General features: G+C 71.4%; 17 protein-coding genes. 14 read left to right on the forward strand and 3 right to left on the reverse strand.

The window, feature by feature from the left end; genetic code table 11:
• Nucleotides 1-25: 25 nt before the first annotated feature.
• Entirely contained in the window at nt 26-721 is a 696-nt protein-coding gene (locus AB0J91_RS06880) for an SDR family oxidoreductase (RefSeq protein ID WP_363786672.1), read from the reverse strand.
• A 156-nt stretch (nt 722-877) separates the two neighbouring features.
• Between AB0J91_RS06880 and AB0J91_RS06885 the strand changes: the two genes are divergently transcribed.
• The 9 genes from AB0J91_RS06885 to AB0J91_RS06925 all read left to right on the forward strand — a co-directional run bounded on the left by AB0J91_RS06885 (nt 878) and on the right by AB0J91_RS06925 (nt 10,256).
• The gene (locus AB0J91_RS06885) at nt 878-1,855 is read left to right on the forward strand and encodes a WYL domain-containing protein (protein WP_363864927.1); all 978 of its coding nucleotides are present in this window, start codon (nt 878-880) and stop codon (nt 1,853-1,855) included.
• A complete protein-coding gene (locus AB0J91_RS06890; RefSeq protein ID WP_363864929.1) occupies nt 1,852-2,820 on the forward strand; it encodes a YafY family protein in 969 nt (322 codons plus the stop codon). Before AB0J91_RS06885 ends, AB0J91_RS06890 begins: the two co-directional genes overlap by 4 nt.
• A 10-nt stretch (nt 2,821-2,830) precedes the next feature.
• Complete coding sequence (locus AB0J91_RS06895) at nt 2,831-3,052, forward strand: hypothetical protein (RefSeq protein WP_363864931.1); 222 nt, start codon at nt 2,831-2,833, stop codon at nt 3,050-3,052.
• An 86-nt stretch (nt 3,053-3,138) separates the two neighbouring features.
• Nucleotides 3,139-3,411 (forward strand): Sec-independent protein translocase subunit TatA, encoded by a 273-nt coding sequence (tatA, locus tag AB0J91_RS06900; protein ID WP_363786680.1) that lies wholly within the window; start codon nt 3,139-3,141, stop codon nt 3,409-3,411.
• Nucleotides 3,412-3,515: 104 nt separating this feature from the next.
• Entirely contained in the window at nt 3,516-4,385 is an 870-nt protein-coding gene (tatC, locus tag AB0J91_RS06905; protein WP_363786682.1) for a twin-arginine translocase subunit TatC, read from the forward strand.
• A gap of 59 nt (nt 4,386-4,444) precedes the next feature.
• Nucleotides 4,445-5,338 carry a YegS/Rv2252/BmrU family lipid kinase gene (locus tag AB0J91_RS06910; RefSeq protein ID WP_363786684.1) on the forward strand — a complete coding sequence of 298 codons (894 nt, stop codon included), beginning with the start codon at nt 4,445-4,447 and terminating at the stop codon, nt 5,336-5,338.
• Nucleotides 5,339-5,590: 252 nt separating this feature from the next.
• A complete protein-coding gene (locus tag AB0J91_RS06915) occupies nt 5,591-8,401 on the forward strand; it encodes a DEAD/DEAH box helicase (protein WP_363864933.1) in 2,811 nt (936 codons plus the stop codon).
• Between the two features lie 124 nt (nt 8,402-8,525).
• Nucleotides 8,526-9,029, forward strand: coding sequence for a DUF4333 domain-containing protein (locus AB0J91_RS06920; protein ID WP_363864934.1), 504 nt, complete (start codon nt 8,526-8,528; stop codon nt 9,027-9,029).
• Between the two features lie 39 nt (nt 9,030-9,068).
• Nucleotides 9,069-10,256, forward strand: a complete 1,188-nt coding sequence (locus AB0J91_RS06925; RefSeq protein ID WP_363864936.1) for a GNAT family N-acetyltransferase — start codon at nt 9,069-9,071, stop codon at nt 10,254-10,256.
• A gap of 124 nt (nt 10,257-10,380) precedes the next feature.
• Here the strand turns inward: AB0J91_RS06925 and AB0J91_RS06930 are convergent, their stop codons facing one another.
• Both AB0J91_RS06930 and AB0J91_RS06935 read right to left on the reverse strand, forming a co-directional pair.
• Nucleotides 10,381-11,295: a 5'-3' exonuclease gene (locus AB0J91_RS06930; protein WP_363865264.1), complete on the reverse strand. Its 915-nt coding sequence runs from the start codon at nt 11,293-11,295 to the stop codon at nt 10,381-10,383.
• A gap of 68 nt (nt 11,296-11,363) precedes the next feature.
• The gene (locus AB0J91_RS06935; protein ID WP_363864938.1) at nt 11,364-12,998 is read right to left on the reverse strand and encodes a putative PEP-binding protein; all 1,635 of its coding nucleotides are present in this window, start codon (nt 12,996-12,998) and stop codon (nt 11,364-11,366) included.
• A 111-nt stretch (nt 12,999-13,109) separates the two neighbouring features.
• On the opposite strand from AB0J91_RS06935, the gene AB0J91_RS06940 reads away from it, so the two are divergent.
• The 5 genes from AB0J91_RS06940 to AB0J91_RS06960 are packed head-to-tail and all read left to right on the forward strand — an operon-like array spanning nt 13,110 to nt 17,053.
• Complete coding sequence (locus tag AB0J91_RS06940) at nt 13,110-13,871, forward strand: DeoR/GlpR family DNA-binding transcription regulator (protein WP_363864940.1); 762 nt, start codon at nt 13,110-13,112, stop codon at nt 13,869-13,871.
• Nucleotides 13,868-14,812: a 1-phosphofructokinase gene (pfkB, locus tag AB0J91_RS06945; RefSeq protein WP_363786698.1), complete on the forward strand. Its 945-nt coding sequence runs from the start codon at nt 13,868-13,870 to the stop codon at nt 14,810-14,812. The genes AB0J91_RS06940 and pfkB overlap by 4 nt, the downstream gene beginning before the upstream one ends.
• Nucleotides 14,809-15,261, forward strand: coding sequence for a fructose PTS transporter subunit IIA (locus AB0J91_RS06950; RefSeq protein WP_363864942.1), 453 nt, complete (start codon nt 14,809-14,811; stop codon nt 15,259-15,261). The genes pfkB and AB0J91_RS06950 overlap by 4 nt, the downstream gene beginning before the upstream one ends.
• On the forward strand, nt 15,258-16,730 hold the full coding sequence (locus tag AB0J91_RS06955) for a fructose-specific PTS transporter subunit EIIC (protein ID WP_363864944.1): 1,473 nt from the start codon (nt 15,258-15,260) through the stop codon (nt 16,728-16,730). The genes AB0J91_RS06950 and AB0J91_RS06955 overlap by 4 nt, the downstream gene beginning before the upstream one ends.
• Before the next feature lie 47 nt (nt 16,731-16,777).
• Nucleotides 16,778-17,053: an HPr family phosphocarrier protein gene (locus AB0J91_RS06960; RefSeq protein WP_363786704.1), complete on the forward strand. Its 276-nt coding sequence runs from the start codon at nt 16,778-16,780 to the stop codon at nt 17,051-17,053.
• The last annotated feature ends 114 nt before the right edge of the window (nt 17,054-17,167 follow it).

Consider the following 17,167-nt stretch of genomic DNA (forward strand, 5'->3'; position numbering starts at 1 on the left):
GCTCGGCCGCAGCGCCGTCCCGGCTTCAGCTGTGGGGCGCTTGGCCCGTCGGGCGGATCGTCAGCTCGTTGACGTCGACCGTGCCGGGTTGGGCCAGGGCGTAGAGGACGCCCCTGGCGATGTCCTCCGGGATCAGCTTCGGGACGTCCGTCCGGTCCGCGGTCATGTCCGTCTCGACCATGCCCGGTTGCACGAGGGTGACCCTGACCCCGGTGCCCACGCACTCCGCTCGGATGTTCTGCGCCATGCCGGTGACCGCCCACTTGGTCGCGGAGTAGAGGTTGCCCGGCCGGATCCCTCGACCTGCGTTGGAGCCGGTGAGCACGAGGTGGCCCCTGCTGCGCACCAGCGCGGGGAGGGCGGCGCGGGCGGTGATGGCCGCGCCGTAGACGTTGGTGAGCACCATGTCGCGCCACTGCTCGGGCTCGGCGCCGTCGTTGCCGAGGAACGAGGTCGGCACGCTCATCCCGGCGTTGGCCAGGACCGCGTCCACGGCGCCGTAGCGCTGCTCGGTCGTGGCGACGGCGTCGGTCAGGCTCGTGTAGTCGGTGACGTCGCAGGGCAGTGCCACGGCCGTGTCCGAGCCCAGTTCCTCGACCAGGTCGGACAGGGCGTCGGTGTCGCGGGCCAGCAGGGCCAGCCGGTGGCCCTCGGCGGCGGCGAGGCGGGCGGTGGCGGCGCCGATGCCGCGCGAGGCACCGGTGATCATCAGAGCAGGCATGTCCTCAGGGTAGGAACGCGAACGGTTGGTGAACGGCTTTCACATCAGCGATGAGTTCAGTGCCGGCCGAAACCGTTCGTCGATCGAATGGGTGTTCTGCGAGGACACGCCGATACCCGAACTCATGATCGAATACTTTGGCGCTAGAGTTTCGGGGTGGCCACTGTGCGTGCTGAACGCTTGGTGAACTTGGTGCTCTGCCTGCTGTCGACCCGCCAGTACCTCACCGCAGAGCGGATCCGTCATATCGTCGCGGGGTACGCGGACGCGCCCTCCGACGAGGCGTTCTTCCGGACATTCGAGCGGGACAAGGCCGAGCTGCGAGACCTGGGGATCCCGCTGGAGACCGGCCGGAACTCGGCGTTCGACGGCGCCGACGGGTACCGCATCGCCCGGCGCGACTACGAGCTGGGCGACATCGACCTCGAACCCGACGAAGCCGCCGCCGTCGCGCTGGCCGTCCGGCTGTGGGACTCCCCGGAGTTCACCTCCGCGGCCCAGGGCGCGCTGCTCAAGCTCCGCGCCGCCGGCGTCGACGTGGACGAACGCGCCTCGGCCGCGGTCGAACCGAAGGTGCGCACCAGCGAACCCGCCTTCGGCACGCTGCACTCGGCGGTGCAGTCCGGCCGCGTCGTGGAGTTCGACTACCGGCGGCCCAGCAGCGCCGAGGTCCGGCACCGCACCGTCGAGCCGTGGGGCGTGGTGTCCTGGCGCGGGCGCTGGTACGTCGTCGGCCACGACCGCGACCGGCAGGCGCCGCGCTGCTTCCGGCTCTCCCGCATCCAGGGCCAGGTCAGCGCGGTCGGCAAGAGCGGAGTCGTGCAGCGGCCGCAGGAGGTCGACCTGCTGCAGATGGTCGCAGGCGAGCAGCGGGAGCCACCGCCGCCGACTCCGTCCCGCGTGTGGGTCGCCGACGGTCGCGCGCACGGCGTGCGGCGCATCGGGAAGGTGGTCGAGCGCAGGGAGCTCGACGGCGACCCCGGCGAGGTGCTGGAGCTGGACGTGAAGTACCCGGAGACCGCGGCGAGCTGGCTCGCCGGGTACGGGCCCGACGTCGCCGTCCTGCAACCGGACACCCTGCGCAAGGCGGTCAACGAGATCCACCTCGACGCGGCGGGGGAGGAGCGGCGATGACCAGCGCGACGCAACGCCTGCCCAGGCTGCTGGCCCTGGTTCCCTACCTGCTCAGCCGCCCCGGCATCCCCATCGCCGACGCCGCCGCCGACTTCGGGGTCACCCCGCAGCAGCTGCGCAAGGACCTGGAGCTGCTGTGGATGTGCGGGCTGCCCGGTTACGGGCCCGGTGATCTGATCGACCTGTCCTTCGAGAGCGACTCGATCACCGTCACCTACGACGCCGGCATGCGGCGGCCGCTGCGGCTGACCGCCTCCGAGGCGACGTCGCTGCTGGTGGCGCTGCGGGCGCTCGCCGACACCCCGGGCGTTCCCGACTCCGACGCGGTGCAGCGCACGCTGGCGAAGGTGGAGAACGCGGTCGGCCAGGCCCGCCCGTCCGGGGTGGTGATCGGACTCGGCGCGGAGGAGTCGGTCGACCCGCAGGTGCGCCGAACGGTCCAATCCGCCGTCACCGGCGGCAAAGCGTTGCGCATCCGTTACTACACGGCATCGCGCGACGAGATCAGCGAGCGATCGGTCGACCCGATGCGGTTGCTGCTGGTCGACGGCCGCAGCTACCTGGAGGCGTGGTGCCGCAACGCGCACGGCGTCCGGATGTTCCGGTTGGATCGCATCGATGGCGCCCAGCTGCTCGACGAGCCCGCCGTGCCGCCGTCCGAAGCCGAGCCGATGGACGTTTCCGCAGGTCTGTTCCAACCCGCGCCCGACCAGCGGGTGGCCGAGATCGAACTGGAACCGGACGCCCGGTGGGTCGCCGAGTACTACCAGGTCGACGAGGTCGAAGAACTCCCAGGTGGCCGGGCTCGGGTGCGGATGCGCTACGCCGACAGCGCGTGGATGACCAGGCTGCTGCTCGGACTCGGTGGCCAGGTCACGGTGCTCAGCCCTGGGGAGCTGGGGGATGACGTGCGTCAACGAGCCCACGCCGCGTTGAGGCGGACCCGTCACCTTCCGTCCACCTGAGCCCGATACGGTGAACAACGTGCCGTTCGTGTGGACTCTCGTGCTGCTGGCCGTTGGCCTCGTCCTGCTGGTGTTCCTGCTGGTGTTCCTGCTGGTCAGGACCTTGATGGAGGTGCGTCGCTTTCGGCGCGTGCAGCGGGGGGCGGCCCACGATCTCGCTGACCGCAGCGGGATGGTCAAAGCGCGGGTAGCGGGCCTCAAGGTGGCGCTCTCGCAGCGCCGTCGCGGTTGACGAGAAGCAGAAACGGCCCTATTTGCCGACCCCTGCCCCGCGTACCATTAACGCCTAGCAGGGACATCACGAAAGGTTGTGTACGGATGGGTTTGCCAGGTGGCTGGGAGCTGGTCCTCATCGTCTTGGTTCTGGTGCTGCTCTTCGGCGCCACCAAGCTCCCGCAGATGGCCCGTTCTCTGGGGCAGTCCGCTCGGGTGTTCAAGGCTGAGGCACGAGGCATGAAGGCCGATGAAGAGGCCGCGAAGAAGACCCAGGCGGAGAAGGAGCAGAAGCCGGAGCTGACCGCCGGTGAGCCCAGCGCTCCGCCGGCGACCTCGCCGGCCGAGGACAAGCAGCAGAACGAACAGAAGAACTGACTGAGGACGGGGCTAGCGAAGTGGGTGACAGTCCACTGCGTCGCCTGAACCCGTTCCGCAATGATCGCCGTCGGTGGGGACGCAGGCACAACCCCGACGGCACCATGACGATCATCGATCACCTCTTCGAGCTGCGTTACCGGCTCGGGGTGGCGATGACGGCAGTGGTCATCGGAGCCATCCTCGGGTTCATCTGGTTTTCCACCGCGCCGTTCGGCTGGCCGACGCTCGGTGACGTCTTGCTCGGGCCGTACTGCGCGCTTCCCGTGGAGCAGCGGCTGAGCCCGAACGGGACCTGCCAGCTGTTGCAGACCGAGCCGTTCGAGATCTTCATGCTCCGCATGAAGGTGGGTCTGTCGGTCGGCGCGATCCTGTTCAGCCCGGTGTGGCTGTACCAGCTGTGGGCGTTCATCACGCCCGGGCTCTACACCCAGGAGCGCAAGTTCGCCCGGACCTTCGTGTTCTTCGCGACGATCCTGTTCGTCGCGGGCGCGGTTCTGGCGTACTTCATCGTTCCCGAGGCGCTGAGCTTCATGGCGGGCTTCGGCGGCGAGGCGTTCTTCACCGCGCTCACCGGTGGCAAGTACATCAACTTCATGCTGCTGCTGCTGGTGATCTTCGGTGTGAGCTTCGAGCTCCCGCTGATCCTGGTGATGCTCAACCGCGCGGGTGTCGTCACCTACGAGAAGCTGCGCAGGTGGTGGCGGGGGCTGGTGTTCGCGCTGTTCGTGTTCGCCGCGATCGCCACGCCCGGGCAGGATCCGTTCTCGATGCTGGCGCTGTCGGCGGCGCTGTCGCTGCTGTTCTTGTTCGCTGCGCTGATCTGCCGTTCGCACGACCGGCGCAAGGCCAAGAAGATGGAGGCCGAGGGCCTGGCCGGTGTCGGCCTCGACGAGGCGTCCGAGATCGATCCGTTCGCGTCCAAGCTGGACACGACACCGTCGGCACCGCAGAAGCACGACGACATCACCTGACGGTCACAACCCGTCGAACGCTGGCCAACGGGGACGCGAGTGGGATTAGATGAATCCTCATGCGTTGCGTCCTGGTGATCAACCCCGCGGCCGGTGGTGGTCTTTCCGCGAAGGTGGTCGGTGAACTCACCGACCACCTTCGTGCTGTGTGCGAGGTGCGGACCGTCATCGCCACCGACGCGCGGGGAACCGAATCCGCCGTGCGACGCGCGGTGGAGGACCGGGCCGACGTGCTGGCCGTGGTCGGCGGGGACGGCATCGCGCACCTGGCCGTGCAGGCGTGCGCGGAGTCGTCGACCTCGCTGGCGATCATCCCGGCGGGCACCGGCAACGACCTCGCCCGGAGCCTGGGCATCCCGCGCGAGCCGGTGGCGGCCGCGCGCGCCGCGGCCAAGGCCATCTCCGCCGGCGCGCGGCGGCGCGTCGACCTCGGCAAGGTCGCGGGCACCGGGTGGTTCGCGACCGTGCTGTGCGCCGGCTTCGACGCGCAGGTCAACGCCAGGGCGAACCGGATGCGCTGGCCGCGCGGACAACGCCGCTACGACCTCGCGCTGGTGCGGGAGCTGCTGGGGTTGCGGGCCCGGCCGGTGCGGTTGGAGACGGAGCGCGGAGTGCTCGACGTCGAGGCCACGCTGATCGCGGTGGGCAACACCGGCTGGTACGGCGGTGGCATCCCGATCTGCCCCGACGCCGTCGACGACGACGGTCTGTTCGACGTGACCGTGGTCGGCAGGGTGCCGCGCCGGGAGCTGGTGCGGATCCTGCCGAGGCTGCGCACCGGGCGCCACGTCGACCACCCTGCGGTGACCACGCTGCGCGCCAAGTCGGTCCGGTTGGGCGGGGACAACGGCTGGCTGGCCTACGCCGACGGCGAACCCCAGGCCAGGTTGCCCCTGACGATCCGCTGCGCGCCGGGTGCGCTCAGCGTGGCGTGTGTCGCACAGCACGTGTGAACATCTGGCTCCCGCCGTCTTGCCCGGCGGTGCGGGTGACAGGCCGCCTGGACTCCGCGCGCCACGCCTCGAGCGCGTCGTTGAGCGGCGTCGCGGGGCCCTCGCTGGACGACGTGCCAGGCTCACCCGCCTGGGGCGGTGCCGCGGTCTGAGCGTCGATGGTGGTCCGGCGGCTCGCGGCAGCGCGGCTCGCGGGGGCTCCGAAGCGAGCGTTGTGAGACACCGGTCGGGGTGATGTGAAAACCTTGGTGCGTGGCTGCCAGCCGTTCCAACCCGACCAAGCTCTCGCCGGCCGACGCGTACGCGGCGCATTCCCGCCGCAGTGCCCATCCGAAACTGGCCGATTTCGTCGCGGAGCTGTCCTTCGAACTAGACCCCTTCCAGCTGACCGGATGTCAGGCGCTGGAGACCGGGAGAAGCGTGCTGGTGTGCGCGCCGACCGGTGCGGGCAAGACCGTGGTGGGCGAGTTCGCCGTGCACCTGGCGCTGTCGGAGGGGCGCCGCTGCTTCTACACCACGCCGATCAAGGCGTTGTCCAACCAGAAGTTCGCCGATCTGTGCGAGCGGTACGGCAACGACGCGGTGGGGCTGCTGACCGGCGACACCTCGATCAACGGTGACGCGCAGGTGGTCGTGATGACCACCGAGGTGCTGCGCAACATGCTCTACGCGGGTTCGCGGGGGCTGGACCAGCTCGGCTACGTGGTGATGGACGAGGTCCACTACCTGGCCGACCGGTTCCGGGGCGCGGTGTGGGAAGAGGTGATCCTGCACCTGCCGGACTACGTGCAGCTCGCGAGCCTGTCGGCGACGGTCAGCAACGCCGAGGAGTTCGGCGAGTGGCTGCAGGAGGTGCGCGGTGAGACCACGGTCGTGGTCGACGAGCACCGGCCGGTGCCGCTGTGGCAGCACATGCAGGTCGGGCCCCGGATGTTCGACCTGTTCGGCGGTGAGACCGATGACCACGAGCTGACGATGAACCCGCAGCTGCTGCGGCACACCCAGCAGCTGGCGCGCACCCACATGCCCTACGGGGGCCGCCGCGGTGGCCCGCCGAACAAGCGCAAGGGACCGCGTCCACCCCGGTTCTCGCCCCCGTCCCGGCTGGAGATGCTGACCAGCCTCGACGCGGCGGGGCTGCTGCCGGCGATCGTGTTCATCTTCAGCCGCAACGGCTGCGACCAGGCCGTGGCGCAGTGCGTGCGGGCCGGGTTGCGCCTGACCTCCGAGTCCGAGGTCGAGGAGATCCGCGAGGTCATCGACGCGCGGACCGCGAACCTCCCCGACGCCGACCTGGGCGTGCTGGGCTTCTGGGAGTGGCGGGAGGCGTTGGAGCGGGGCGTGGCCGCGCACCACGCCGGGCTGCTGCCCGCGTTCAAGGAGACCGTCGAGGAGCTGTTCGTCCGCGGCCTGGTCAAGGCCGTGTTCGCGACCGAGACGCTGGCGCTGGGCATCAACATGCCTGCCCGCACGGTCGTGCTGGAACGGCTGGTGAAGTTCAACGGCGAGTCGCACGTGGACCTCAGCCCGGGGGAGTACACGCAGCTCACCGGCCGTGCCGGGCGGCGGGGCATCGACATCGAGGGCCACGCGGTGGTGGTCTGGCAGCCCGGTGTGGATCCCAAGCAGGTGGCGGGTCTGGCCTCGACGCGCACGTATCCGCTGCGCTCGTCGTTCCGGCCCGGCTACAACATGGCGGTCAACCTGGTGCAGCGCGTCGGTCAGGACTCGGCGCGGGACCTGCTGGAGCAGTCGTTCGCGCAGTTCCAGGCCGACCGGTCGGTGGTGGGCCTCTCGCGTCGGGTCGATCGCAACGCGGAGGCCCTGACGGGCTACACCGAGGCGATGGAGTGCCACCTGGGCGACTTCGCCGAGTACTTCGACCTGCGGCGCCGGATCTCGGAGCGGGAGAAGGCGCTGGCCAGGCAGAACCGGCAGTCGCGGCGCGCCGAGGCGGCCAAGTCGCTCGAGAAGCTGCGCAAGGGCGATGTGATCTCGGTGCCCGCGGGGCGCCGGTCCGGGCTGGCGGTGGTGATCGACCCCGGTCTGGAGCCGATGGGCGAGCCGCGTCCGCTGGTGGTGACCGAGGATCGCTGGTCGGGCCGCCTGTCGGTCGCCGACTTCACCTCGCCGGTGGAGGCGCTGGGCAAGCTCAAGCTGCCCAAGCACGTCGACACCCGCTCGCCGAAGTCGCGTCGGGATCTGGCGTCGTCGCTGCGCAGCACGGGGTTGAGCTCCTCGGGCGGTCGCGGCCGGAAGCGTTCGGACGCCACCGACGACGCCGAGCTGGCGAGCCTGCGGCGCGCGTTGAAGGCGCACCCGTGCCACGGCTGCGACGAGCGGGAGGCGCACGCCCGCTGGGCGGAGCGCTACGAGCGGTTGCGCGGCGAGAACGAGAACCTGCGCCGGAAGGTCAACAGCACCACGCACTCGTTGGCCCGTTCGTTCGACCGGATCGTGGCGCTGCTGACCGAGCGCGACTACCTGCCCGCTCCGGACGGCAAGCCCGGTGACGACGAAAACGCGGTGGAGACGCAGGCGGGGCAGGTCACCGAGCACGGTCGGCGGCTGTCCCGGCTGTACAGCGAGTCCGATCTGCTGGCCGCCGAGTGCCTGCGGGTGGGGACCTGGAAGGGGCTCGGCCCGGCCGAGCTGGCGGCAGTGGTGTCCTCGCTGGTCTACGAGTCGCGGCGGGAAGGGCCCGCTCCGCAGGTCCCGGCCGGGCCGATCACCGACGCGCTGACCTCGACCTGGCAGTTGTGGGCGGAGCTGGAGGACGACGAGCGTCGTCACAAGCTCGACCGCACCCGCGAGCCCGATGCGGGGTTCGCGTGGCCGGTGTTCCGGTGGGCGCGCGGCGAGTCGCTGGAGAAGGTGCTCACCGCCGCCGAGTCCAGCGGCCACGAGCTCTCGGCCGGTGACTTCGTGCGCTGGTGCCGCCAGGTGATCGACCTGCTGGACCAGATCCGCGACGTGGTGGGCACCAAGGAGCAGGTCGGTGCCTCGGCGGCGAAGGCCGTCACCGCGATCCGCCGGGGCGTGGTGGCCGCCGGTGGTGTGTGACCCGGCTGTGGTTGGATCACTGGAAGTCGGCCGCGCCAGCTGAGTTCATCCGGAGGTGTAGATGTCGTCCCCCTACGGCCCACCAGGGGGTTACCCCCAGTGGGGGCAACCGCAGGGGCCTGGGATGCAGTCGGGCCATCCGCAGCCGGGTGGCTACGCGGGTCAGCCGTACCCCGCGCAACCGGTGCAGCAGCAGCCGATCCAGCAGCCCCAGTACGCGCAGCCCTACGGCTACGGCTACGGCCAGCCGCAGCCGTACTACCCGTCGCCGAGCGGTTTCGGCTTCCCGCAGGTGCCGCAGAAGCAGAAGCGGTCGATGCTGCCGTGGATCCTCGGCGGCTCGGGCGTGCTGGTGGTGCTCGCCGTGGTGCTGGTGCTGGGTTTCGTCGCTCCCGGGTTCTTCGTGCGCTCGGTGTTCGACGCGGCCAGCGTGGAGAAGGGCGTCACGCAGACGCTCAAGGGCTCCTACAACATCGCCGGCGTCGGTGCGGTGTCCTGCCCGGACGGTGAGCCGGTGGAGGTCGGGCACCGGTTCGACTGCCAGGTCCAGATCAACGGCGCCGACAAGGTCGTCACGGTCGCGGTGAAGAACGACGAGGGCGTCTACGAGGTCGGGCACCCGAAGTAATCGGTGGACTGCTCGGTTGGGGTCGGGGACGATCCTGACGTGGGTGAAACCGAAGTCCGGGTGCTGTCCGAGTCGGAGTACCGCGACGCCAACGAGCTGTTCCGCCGGGCTCTGCTGTTCCCGCTGGCCGATGACGAGCAGTGGGCGTCGGGATCGCAGTGCATGGAACCGGGCCGGGTGCTCGGCGCGTTCCTCGACGGCGAGCTGGCGGGCACGGCCTTGTCGATGACCAGTTCGCTGACGGTTCCCGGCGGTGCCGAGCTGCCTGCGGCGGCGGTGACCGGGGCGGCGGTGCGAGCGGATTCGACCCGGCGTGGCCTGCTGACCGGGATGATGCGGTTCCAGCTCGACGACGCGGCCCGGCGCGGTGAGGTCGTGGCGATGTTGCACGCCAGCGAGGCCGGGATCTACGAGCGCTTCGGTTACGGCGTCGCCACCAGGGGTCGGAACGTCGAGATCGACCGCTCGCGGGCGCGGATGCGCCGCTCGGTCCCTCGGGGCGGCCGGGTCCGCCTGGTCTCGCAGGAGCAGGCGGCGCAGCTGATGCCTGCCCTCTACCGGAGGTGCGCGCGGGATCGGGCGGGCTGGATGCACCGCCCCGACGGCTGGTGGCCGGGCCGGAGCGCCTTGATGAACAAGAGCCAGGCGGTCGCGGTGCACGCCGACGATTCCGGGACGGACGACGGCTTCGTCGTGTTCCAGCCGCGCGGTGAGTCCTCCGCAGTGGACGTGTGGGACCTGGTGGCGGCCGACGACGTCGCGGCGACCGAGTTGTGGCGCTTCCTGCTCGACATCGACCTCGTGACGACCGTCGCGGGTTTCGACCGCCCGGTGGACGAGCCGGTCGAGTGGTGGCTGACCGACCGCCGCGCCTGCCGCACCACGGGAGTGCGCGACGACCTGTGGGTCCGCCTCGTCGACGTCCTCGCCGCTCTCCAGGCCCGCACCTACGGTCGCGGGGAGCCGGTGGTCCTGGAGGTCCTCGACGAGTTCCTGCCCGCCAACACCGGCTGCTACCGCATCAGCCCGGACGGGGCCACGACCTGCGACGACGCTCCCCAGCTGACGCTGGACGCCGCAGTTCTGGCGACGCTGCACCTGGGTGATCAGCCGGCCTCGACCCTCGCCACGGCCGGACTCGTCCAGGTCCACGATCCGCGGGCGTTGACCAACGCCGACCTGCTGTTCGCGCTGCAGCGCCCGCCGTGGTGCGGCACCGGCTTCTAGTCCGGTCTCGAGCTTCGAGCGGAGTGGAACCGACCGGGGCGCAACCGGTTCCGAGTCTGATGCGCTGGACGCGGCGGGGTCGGCGAGGATTCCCCTACCGCGCTCGTCGAACCCGGTGCGGTGCCTAGTGGTCGAGGGCTGCGATGAGGCGGTCGATGCTGGCTCCGAGACCCCAGGTGGACTGGAGCGCGCGCAGCCGGTCGAGGTCCGGGTCGGCGGGCACGACGTCGGACTCGCGGTCCATGACGACCGGCGCGTTCCTGACCACGTTGACCACGGCCGGGGCCGCCGCCAGGTACTCGGCGGACTCGGTGAGCTTGGCGCGGATCCGCGAGGTCAGCCGGGCGTCGCCTTCGGCGGCGGCACGCAGCAGGTCGTCGAGGGACCCGAACTGGGTGATCAGCTTCGCCGCGGTCTTCTCGCCGATGCCCGCCACGCCGGGCAGCCCGTCGGAGGGGTCTCCGCGCAGCACCGCCATCTCCGCGTAGTCCGCACCGGCCCGCTCCTCGGACAGCGCGTACTTCTCGGCGAGTTCGCCGGGGCCGAAGTCCTGGGCCTTGGCCAGGCCCGCTCCGATGTAGATCACCCGCACCTGAGGTTCGGCGCGGACCAGCTGGAACAGGTCCCGGTCGCCGGTGACGACCTCCACCGGGTCGGTGCGCTCGCGGTCGGCCAGCGCGCCGATGACGTCGTCGGCCTCGAAGCCCTCCGCCTCGGCGGTGGTGATGCCCGCCGCGTCGAGGACCTCCAGGATCACCGGGATCTGCGGCGAGAGCGTGTCGGGCACCTCCTCCGCCTCCGGGTCCTCCACGGCCACCCGGTGCGTCTTGTACGACGGCAGCGCGTCGACCCGGAACTGCGGGCGCCAATCGTTGTCCAAGCAGGCCACCAGCCGTGACGGCCGACGATCGGTGATCAGCTTCGCCAGCATGTCGCAGAAGCCGCGCACCGAGTTCACCGGCGTGCCATCAGGGGCGGTCAGCGAGTCGGGCAGCGCGTAGAACGAGCGAAACCACAACCCGGCCGAATCGACGAGCATGAGAGGTCCGGTCACGCGCCCAGCTTGTCATGTCCGGCCCGCACCACGCGCCCGACCTGCCGATCCGCTCAGCCCTCCAGGGCGGCTCGGGCTCGATCGCGGGCCTGGACGCGGTCGGGCGCGGACACCGCGCGCTCGGCGGCGGCGCGCCACTCCGGCAGCGAACGCTCGGCAACCGCTTCGCCCACCGCGGGCAGCGCCGCCGAGGTCATCGACAGGCTGCTGACCCCCAGCCCGACCAGGACACCCGCCAGCAGCGGGTCGGCCGCCGCCTCGCCGCACACGCCCACCGGCTTGCCCTGCGACGCGGATGCGTCGCCCAGCAGGGCGATCAGCCGGAGCAGCGCGGGCTGCCACGGATCGTTGAGAGCGGCCAGCGCGCCGGTCATGCGATCAGCGGCGCAGGTGTACTGGGCGAGGTCGTTGGTGCCGATGCTGGCGAAGTCCACTTCGGCCAGCAGCTCCTCGGCGCACAGCGCGGCGGCCGGGGTTTCCACCATGACCCCGACGCGGCCGGCCCCGGCGGCGCGGGCGCGCTCGGCGAACCACGCCGCCTCGGCAGGGGTCGCCACCATGGGCGCCATGACCGACACCTCGGCACCGGTGTCCTCGGTGGCGGCGACGATCGCGGCGAGCTGCCGGTCCAGCACACCCGGGCGGTCGAAGGCGACGCGGAGTCCCCGCACGCCCAGCGCGGGATTGGGTTCGGCGGCGATGTCGAGGAACGGCAGCGGTTTGTCCGCGCCAGCGTCGAGAGTGCGCACCACGACGGGCTTTCCGGCGAAGGGGCGCAGCACCTCGGCGTAGGACTCGCGTTGGGCCTCGGCGGACGGTTCGCTCGTGGCGTCCAGGAAGCAGAACTCGGTGCGGAACAGCCCCGAGCCCTCCGCGCCCGCCTCGACCGCGTTCGTGGCATCGGTCGGCGAACCGACGTTGGCCAGCAGCTTCACCGGATGGCCGTCGGCGGTCCTGCCCGATCCGCGCCACCGGGTTTCGGGCCGGGTGGCCGCCTCGGCGGTGACGGGCTCGGCGACGAGCTCTACCGTGCCCGCCGCTCCGTCCACGCGCGCACCGGCGGCCCCCGACGCCAGCGCACCGCGCGCGGCGACCACGGCAGGGATTCCCAGCGCCCTGGCCAGGATCGCGGTGTGGCTGGTCGGGCCGCCTTCCTCGGTCACCAGGGCCAGCACCATCGAGGGATCGAGATCGGCGGTGTCGGCCGGGGCCAGGTCTCGCGAGATCAGCACGCTCGGCGCGGTGGGTTCGGGCACTCCCGGCGCGGCGGTCCCGGACAGCTCCGCGACGATCCGGTCCCGCACGTCCTGGACATCCCGGACGCGTTCGGCCAGGTAGCCGCCCGCCGCCGCCAGCGCGTCCGAGAACTGCTCGGCGGCTTCGAAAACCGCGCGGGCGGCGGGCAGCCGCCGACTGGTGACGGCCTGCTCGGCGGCCGAGAGCAGACCTGGGTCGGTGGCCATCGCGGCCGTCACCTCCAGGACGGACCGGCCCTCGCCGTCGGTCGCCGCCGCCCGCTTCTGCAGATGCCGGGCGACCGCCTGCGCGGCGGGACGGATCCGCGCGGCCTCAGCCGTCGGGTCGGCGGGCTCGGGCCCGCGATCGGGCTCGGGCAACCGGTCATGAACAAACAAGACCGGGCCGGCCGCTCGGCCGGGGCTGACACCGACTCCCCGCAGCGTGGACATGCACCACTCCCTACCGTGCCGAGGTTTCCCTCGTGTTTCTCGAAGCCTTGACAATATGACAACAAGAGGCACAATCAGGCAACACCAAACAACAACCGGAGGAAAACGGGCATGTACGGGGCGGAGCGCCAGCAGCTGCTGGCGCAGCGGGCACGACGCGACGGACGCATCGACGTCACCGCCGCGGCGGCCGAGTTCGAGGTGGCACCCGAAACGATCCGCCGCGACCTCGCCGCGCTGGAACGGCAGGGACTGCTGCGACGCGTCTACGGCGGAGCCATCGCCATCGACCGGCTCGACTTCGAACCTGAGGTCTCGCTGCGGGACCAGACCAACGCCGAGAAGAAGGAGCGCATCGCCAAGGCGGCCCTGGACCAGGTGCCCGCACGCGGAACCGTGCTGCTCGACGCCGGGACCACCACTGCCAGGCTCGCCGGGCTGCTGCCCACCGACCGCGAGCTGACCGTGGTGACCAACTCGCTGCCCGCGGCGAACCAGCTGGCCACCAGGAACGGTTTCAACGTGCACCTGCTCGGCGGCCGGGTGCGCGGCACGACCCTGGCCACCGTCGAATCCTGGGCCCTGGACGTGCTGCGGCTGCTGACCGTGGACGTCGGGTTCTTCGGCACCAACGGCTTCTCCGCGGCGCGGGGCTGCACCACGCCGGACCCCGCCGAGTCCGCGGTGAAGTCGGCGATGGTCGCCGCCAGCCGCAAGCGGGTGCTGCTGGCCGACCACAGCAAGTACGGCGACGACCAGTTCAGCCGCTTCGCCGAGCTCTCCGAGATCGACCTGGTCATCACCGACGACGGCCTGGACGCCGCCGCCGTCGACGAGCTCAAGGCCACCGAGGCGGAGGTGGTGCTGGCGTGATCGTGACCGTGACCCCCAACCCCAGCCTCGATCGCACCGTTCAGGTCGACCAGGTCGTGCCCGGCGCCGTGCACCGCGCGAAGCAGGTCCACCTGGACCCCGGCGGCAAGGGCGTGAACGTCGCCCGCGCGCTGGCCGCGGCAGGAGTGCCCACCCTGGCGGTGCTGCCCTCCGGCGGCGCCGAAGGGGCGCGGCTCGCCGAACTGCTCGCACCCGAAGCGGTCCCGGTGGTCGAGGTCCCGGTGCACGCGCCCACCCGCAGCAACATCGCGGTCGTGGAAGCCGACGGGACCACCAGCAAGTTCAACGAGCCCGGCCCGCGGCTCAGCGAGTCCGAGCTGGCTGCGCTGGAGACCTCGGTGATCGAGCTCGCCGGGCGGGCCGAATGGCTGGTGACCTGCGGAAGCCTGCCCGACGGATGCCCGCAGGACCTGCACGCCCGCATCGTCGGCTCGGCTCGGGCCGCGGGCACCCGGGTCGCGGTGGACGCCTCCGGGCTTCCCCTGGAACTGGCCTGCCAGGCGGCACCCGACCTGATCAAACCGAACCTCGCCGAACTCGCCGAACTGGCGGGTGACCCGCTGCGCGACCTCGGGGACGTGCTCGACGTCGCCCACCGGTTGCGGGCCGGTGGGGTGGGCACCGTGCTGGTCAGCCTCGGCGGGCTCGGCGCGGTGCTGGTGAGCGGAGCCGGCGCTTGGCACGCGACGAGCGACGCCGCCGAGGTGCGCAGCACCGTCGGAGCCGGAGACGCGATGCTCGCCGGATTCCTGCGGGCGAGCGCAACCGGGGCCGCGGCGCTGCGCAGCGCCGTCGCCTACGGCACGGCCGCGGTCGGGCTCGCGGGAAGCCGCATGCCCGGCCTGGACGACATCCACCCGCAGCGGGTGCGGGTGGGCACAGTGGACGCAACAGTGAGCCTCAGCGGAGTGGCCGCATGACTACCGAACTGATCACCCAGAACCTCGTCGAGCTGGAAGTGCCCGGCACGGACCGGAAAGCCGTGGTCCGCGAACTGGCGCAACGCCTGGTCGAGGCCGGCCGGGTCACCGACCTGGACACCTTCCTGGCCGACATCGACGCCCGCGAGGCGCAGATGCCCACCGGGCTGGAAGGCGGCATCGGCATCCCGCACTGCCGCTCGGCGGCGGTGACCACGCCGTCGCTGGCCTTCGGCCGCAGCAGCGCCGGTGTCGACTTCGGGGCCGAGGACGGCCCCGCCAAGCTGATCTTCCTGATCGCCGCACCGGAGGGCGGCGGCGAGCAGCACATGACCGTGCTCGCCGCACTCGCCCGGCGACTGGTGCGCGCTGAGTTCAAGAAGACGCTGACCGAAGCCACCGATCCGGCGGAACTGGCCGCCTACATCCGCGAGGAGGTCTCGCCATGAAGTACGTGGCCATCACCGCCTGCCCGACCGGGATCGCGCACACCTACATGGCGGCCGAGGCGCTCGAACAGGCCGCCGCAGACGCAGGCGACGAGCTGAAGGTCGAGACCCAGGGCTCGGCCGGGTCGACCCCGCTGTCCGCAGAGGACATCCAGGCCGCCGACGCGGTGATCTTCGCCGTGGACGTCGGCGTGCAGGACCGGGAGCGCTTCGCGGGCAAACCCGTCATCGAGGTCCCCGTCAAGCAGGCCATCAACGACGCCTCCGCGCTGCTGGAACGAGCCGCGGACGCCGCCCGGCGGCACGTCGCCGAGCCCGGGCGACCGGCCGACACCGAACCCGCGCTGGACAGCAAGGTCACCGCGAGCGCCGGATTCGGCAGCCGGCTGCGGCAGTGGTTGATGACCGGCGTCAGCTACATGATCCCGTTCGTCGCCGCAGGCGGTCTGCTGATCGCGCTGAGCTTCGCGCTCGGCGGGTACCAGATCACCGACGCGCCACCGGTCACCGACCAGTTCGACCCGGCGAGCCTGATCTCCTGGGCGGCGCTGGCCAACCAGATCGGGTCCGCGGCCTTCGAGTTCCTGGTTCCGGTGCTGGCCGGGTTCATCGCCTTCGCCATCGCCGACCGGCCCGCCATCGCACCCGGATTCGTCGGCGGAGCGATCGCGGTGACCGTCGGCGCCGGATTCCTCGGCGGACTGGTCGCCGGACTTCTCGCCGGTGCCGTGATCGCCGGGCTCAAGGCGATCAAGGTCCCGCGCGGCCTCGCCGGGATCATGCCCGTCGTGGTGCTGCCGCTGGTGGGCACGCTGGTGGTCGGTGCGCTGATGTTCGTGGTCGTCGGCAAGCCGATCGCGCTGGCCATGACGGCGCTCACCGGCTGGCTCACCGGGCTCTCCGGGGCCAACGCGGCACTGCTGGGCGCACTGCTCGGCGCGATGATCGCCTTCGACATGGGCGGGCCGATCAACAAGGTCGCCTACACCTTCGCCGTCGGCGGTCTGAGCATCGGCGGCACGACGTCGCTGGAGATCATGGCCGCGGTGATGGCGGCCGGAATGGTTCCGCCGCTGGCGCTCGCGCTGGCCGCGGCCGTGCGCGGCCGTCTGTTCACCCCGGCGGAGCGGGCCAACGGGCGCACCGCGTGGCTGCTCGGCGCCTCGTTCATCACCGAAGGCGCGATCCCCTTCGCCGCGGCCGACCCGCTGCGGATCATCCCCTCCACCGTGATCGGCGCGGCCACCACGGGCGCGCTGTCGATGAGCTTCGGCGCCACGCTGCGCGCCCCGCACGGCGGCATCTTCGTGACGCCGCTGGTGGGCAACCCACTGCCGTACCTCGCGGCGATCGTGGTCGGCGTCGTGGTCTCCGCCGCCGCGGTGCTGGTGGCCAAGCAGATCGGCCGGCCGTCGGGCGAACCCGCTGCCGGGCCGACCACCGGTCAGGGCGCAGCAGTCGCCGCCTGAACCCGCGAAGAACACCTCACCCCAACCACTTCCGAGAGGAACCCCGCATGCAACGCCGCGTCCGCATCGCCGCCTCCGTCGGCCTGCACGCCCGCCCTGCCGCCCTGTTCGCCCAAACCGCTGCCGCCCAGACCGAATCCGTGCGGATCGCGAAGGTCGTCGACGGCGTGGCCGGTGAACCCGTCGACGCCGCCAGCGTCCTGGGCGTGATGGGCCTCGGCGCGCACCACGGCGAAGAGGTCGAGCTGACCTGCGCCGACCAGACCTCGCTCGACGAGCTCGCCGCGCTGCTGGAGCAGGACCTGGACAAGACCCCGGCCTGACCGGCTCATCGGTCCGCGGCTTTTCGAAGGTCACCGGAAACTGGGAGCAAAGGAGCGCCAGTGCAGCCACGCCAGCACATCCGAACCGCATCGCCACGTCGCCGATTCCTCGCC

Source organism: Saccharopolyspora sp. NPDC049357, from assembly GCF_040677225.1.
Taxonomy (GTDB): domain Bacteria; phylum Actinomycetota; class Actinomycetes; order Mycobacteriales; family Pseudonocardiaceae; genus Saccharopolyspora.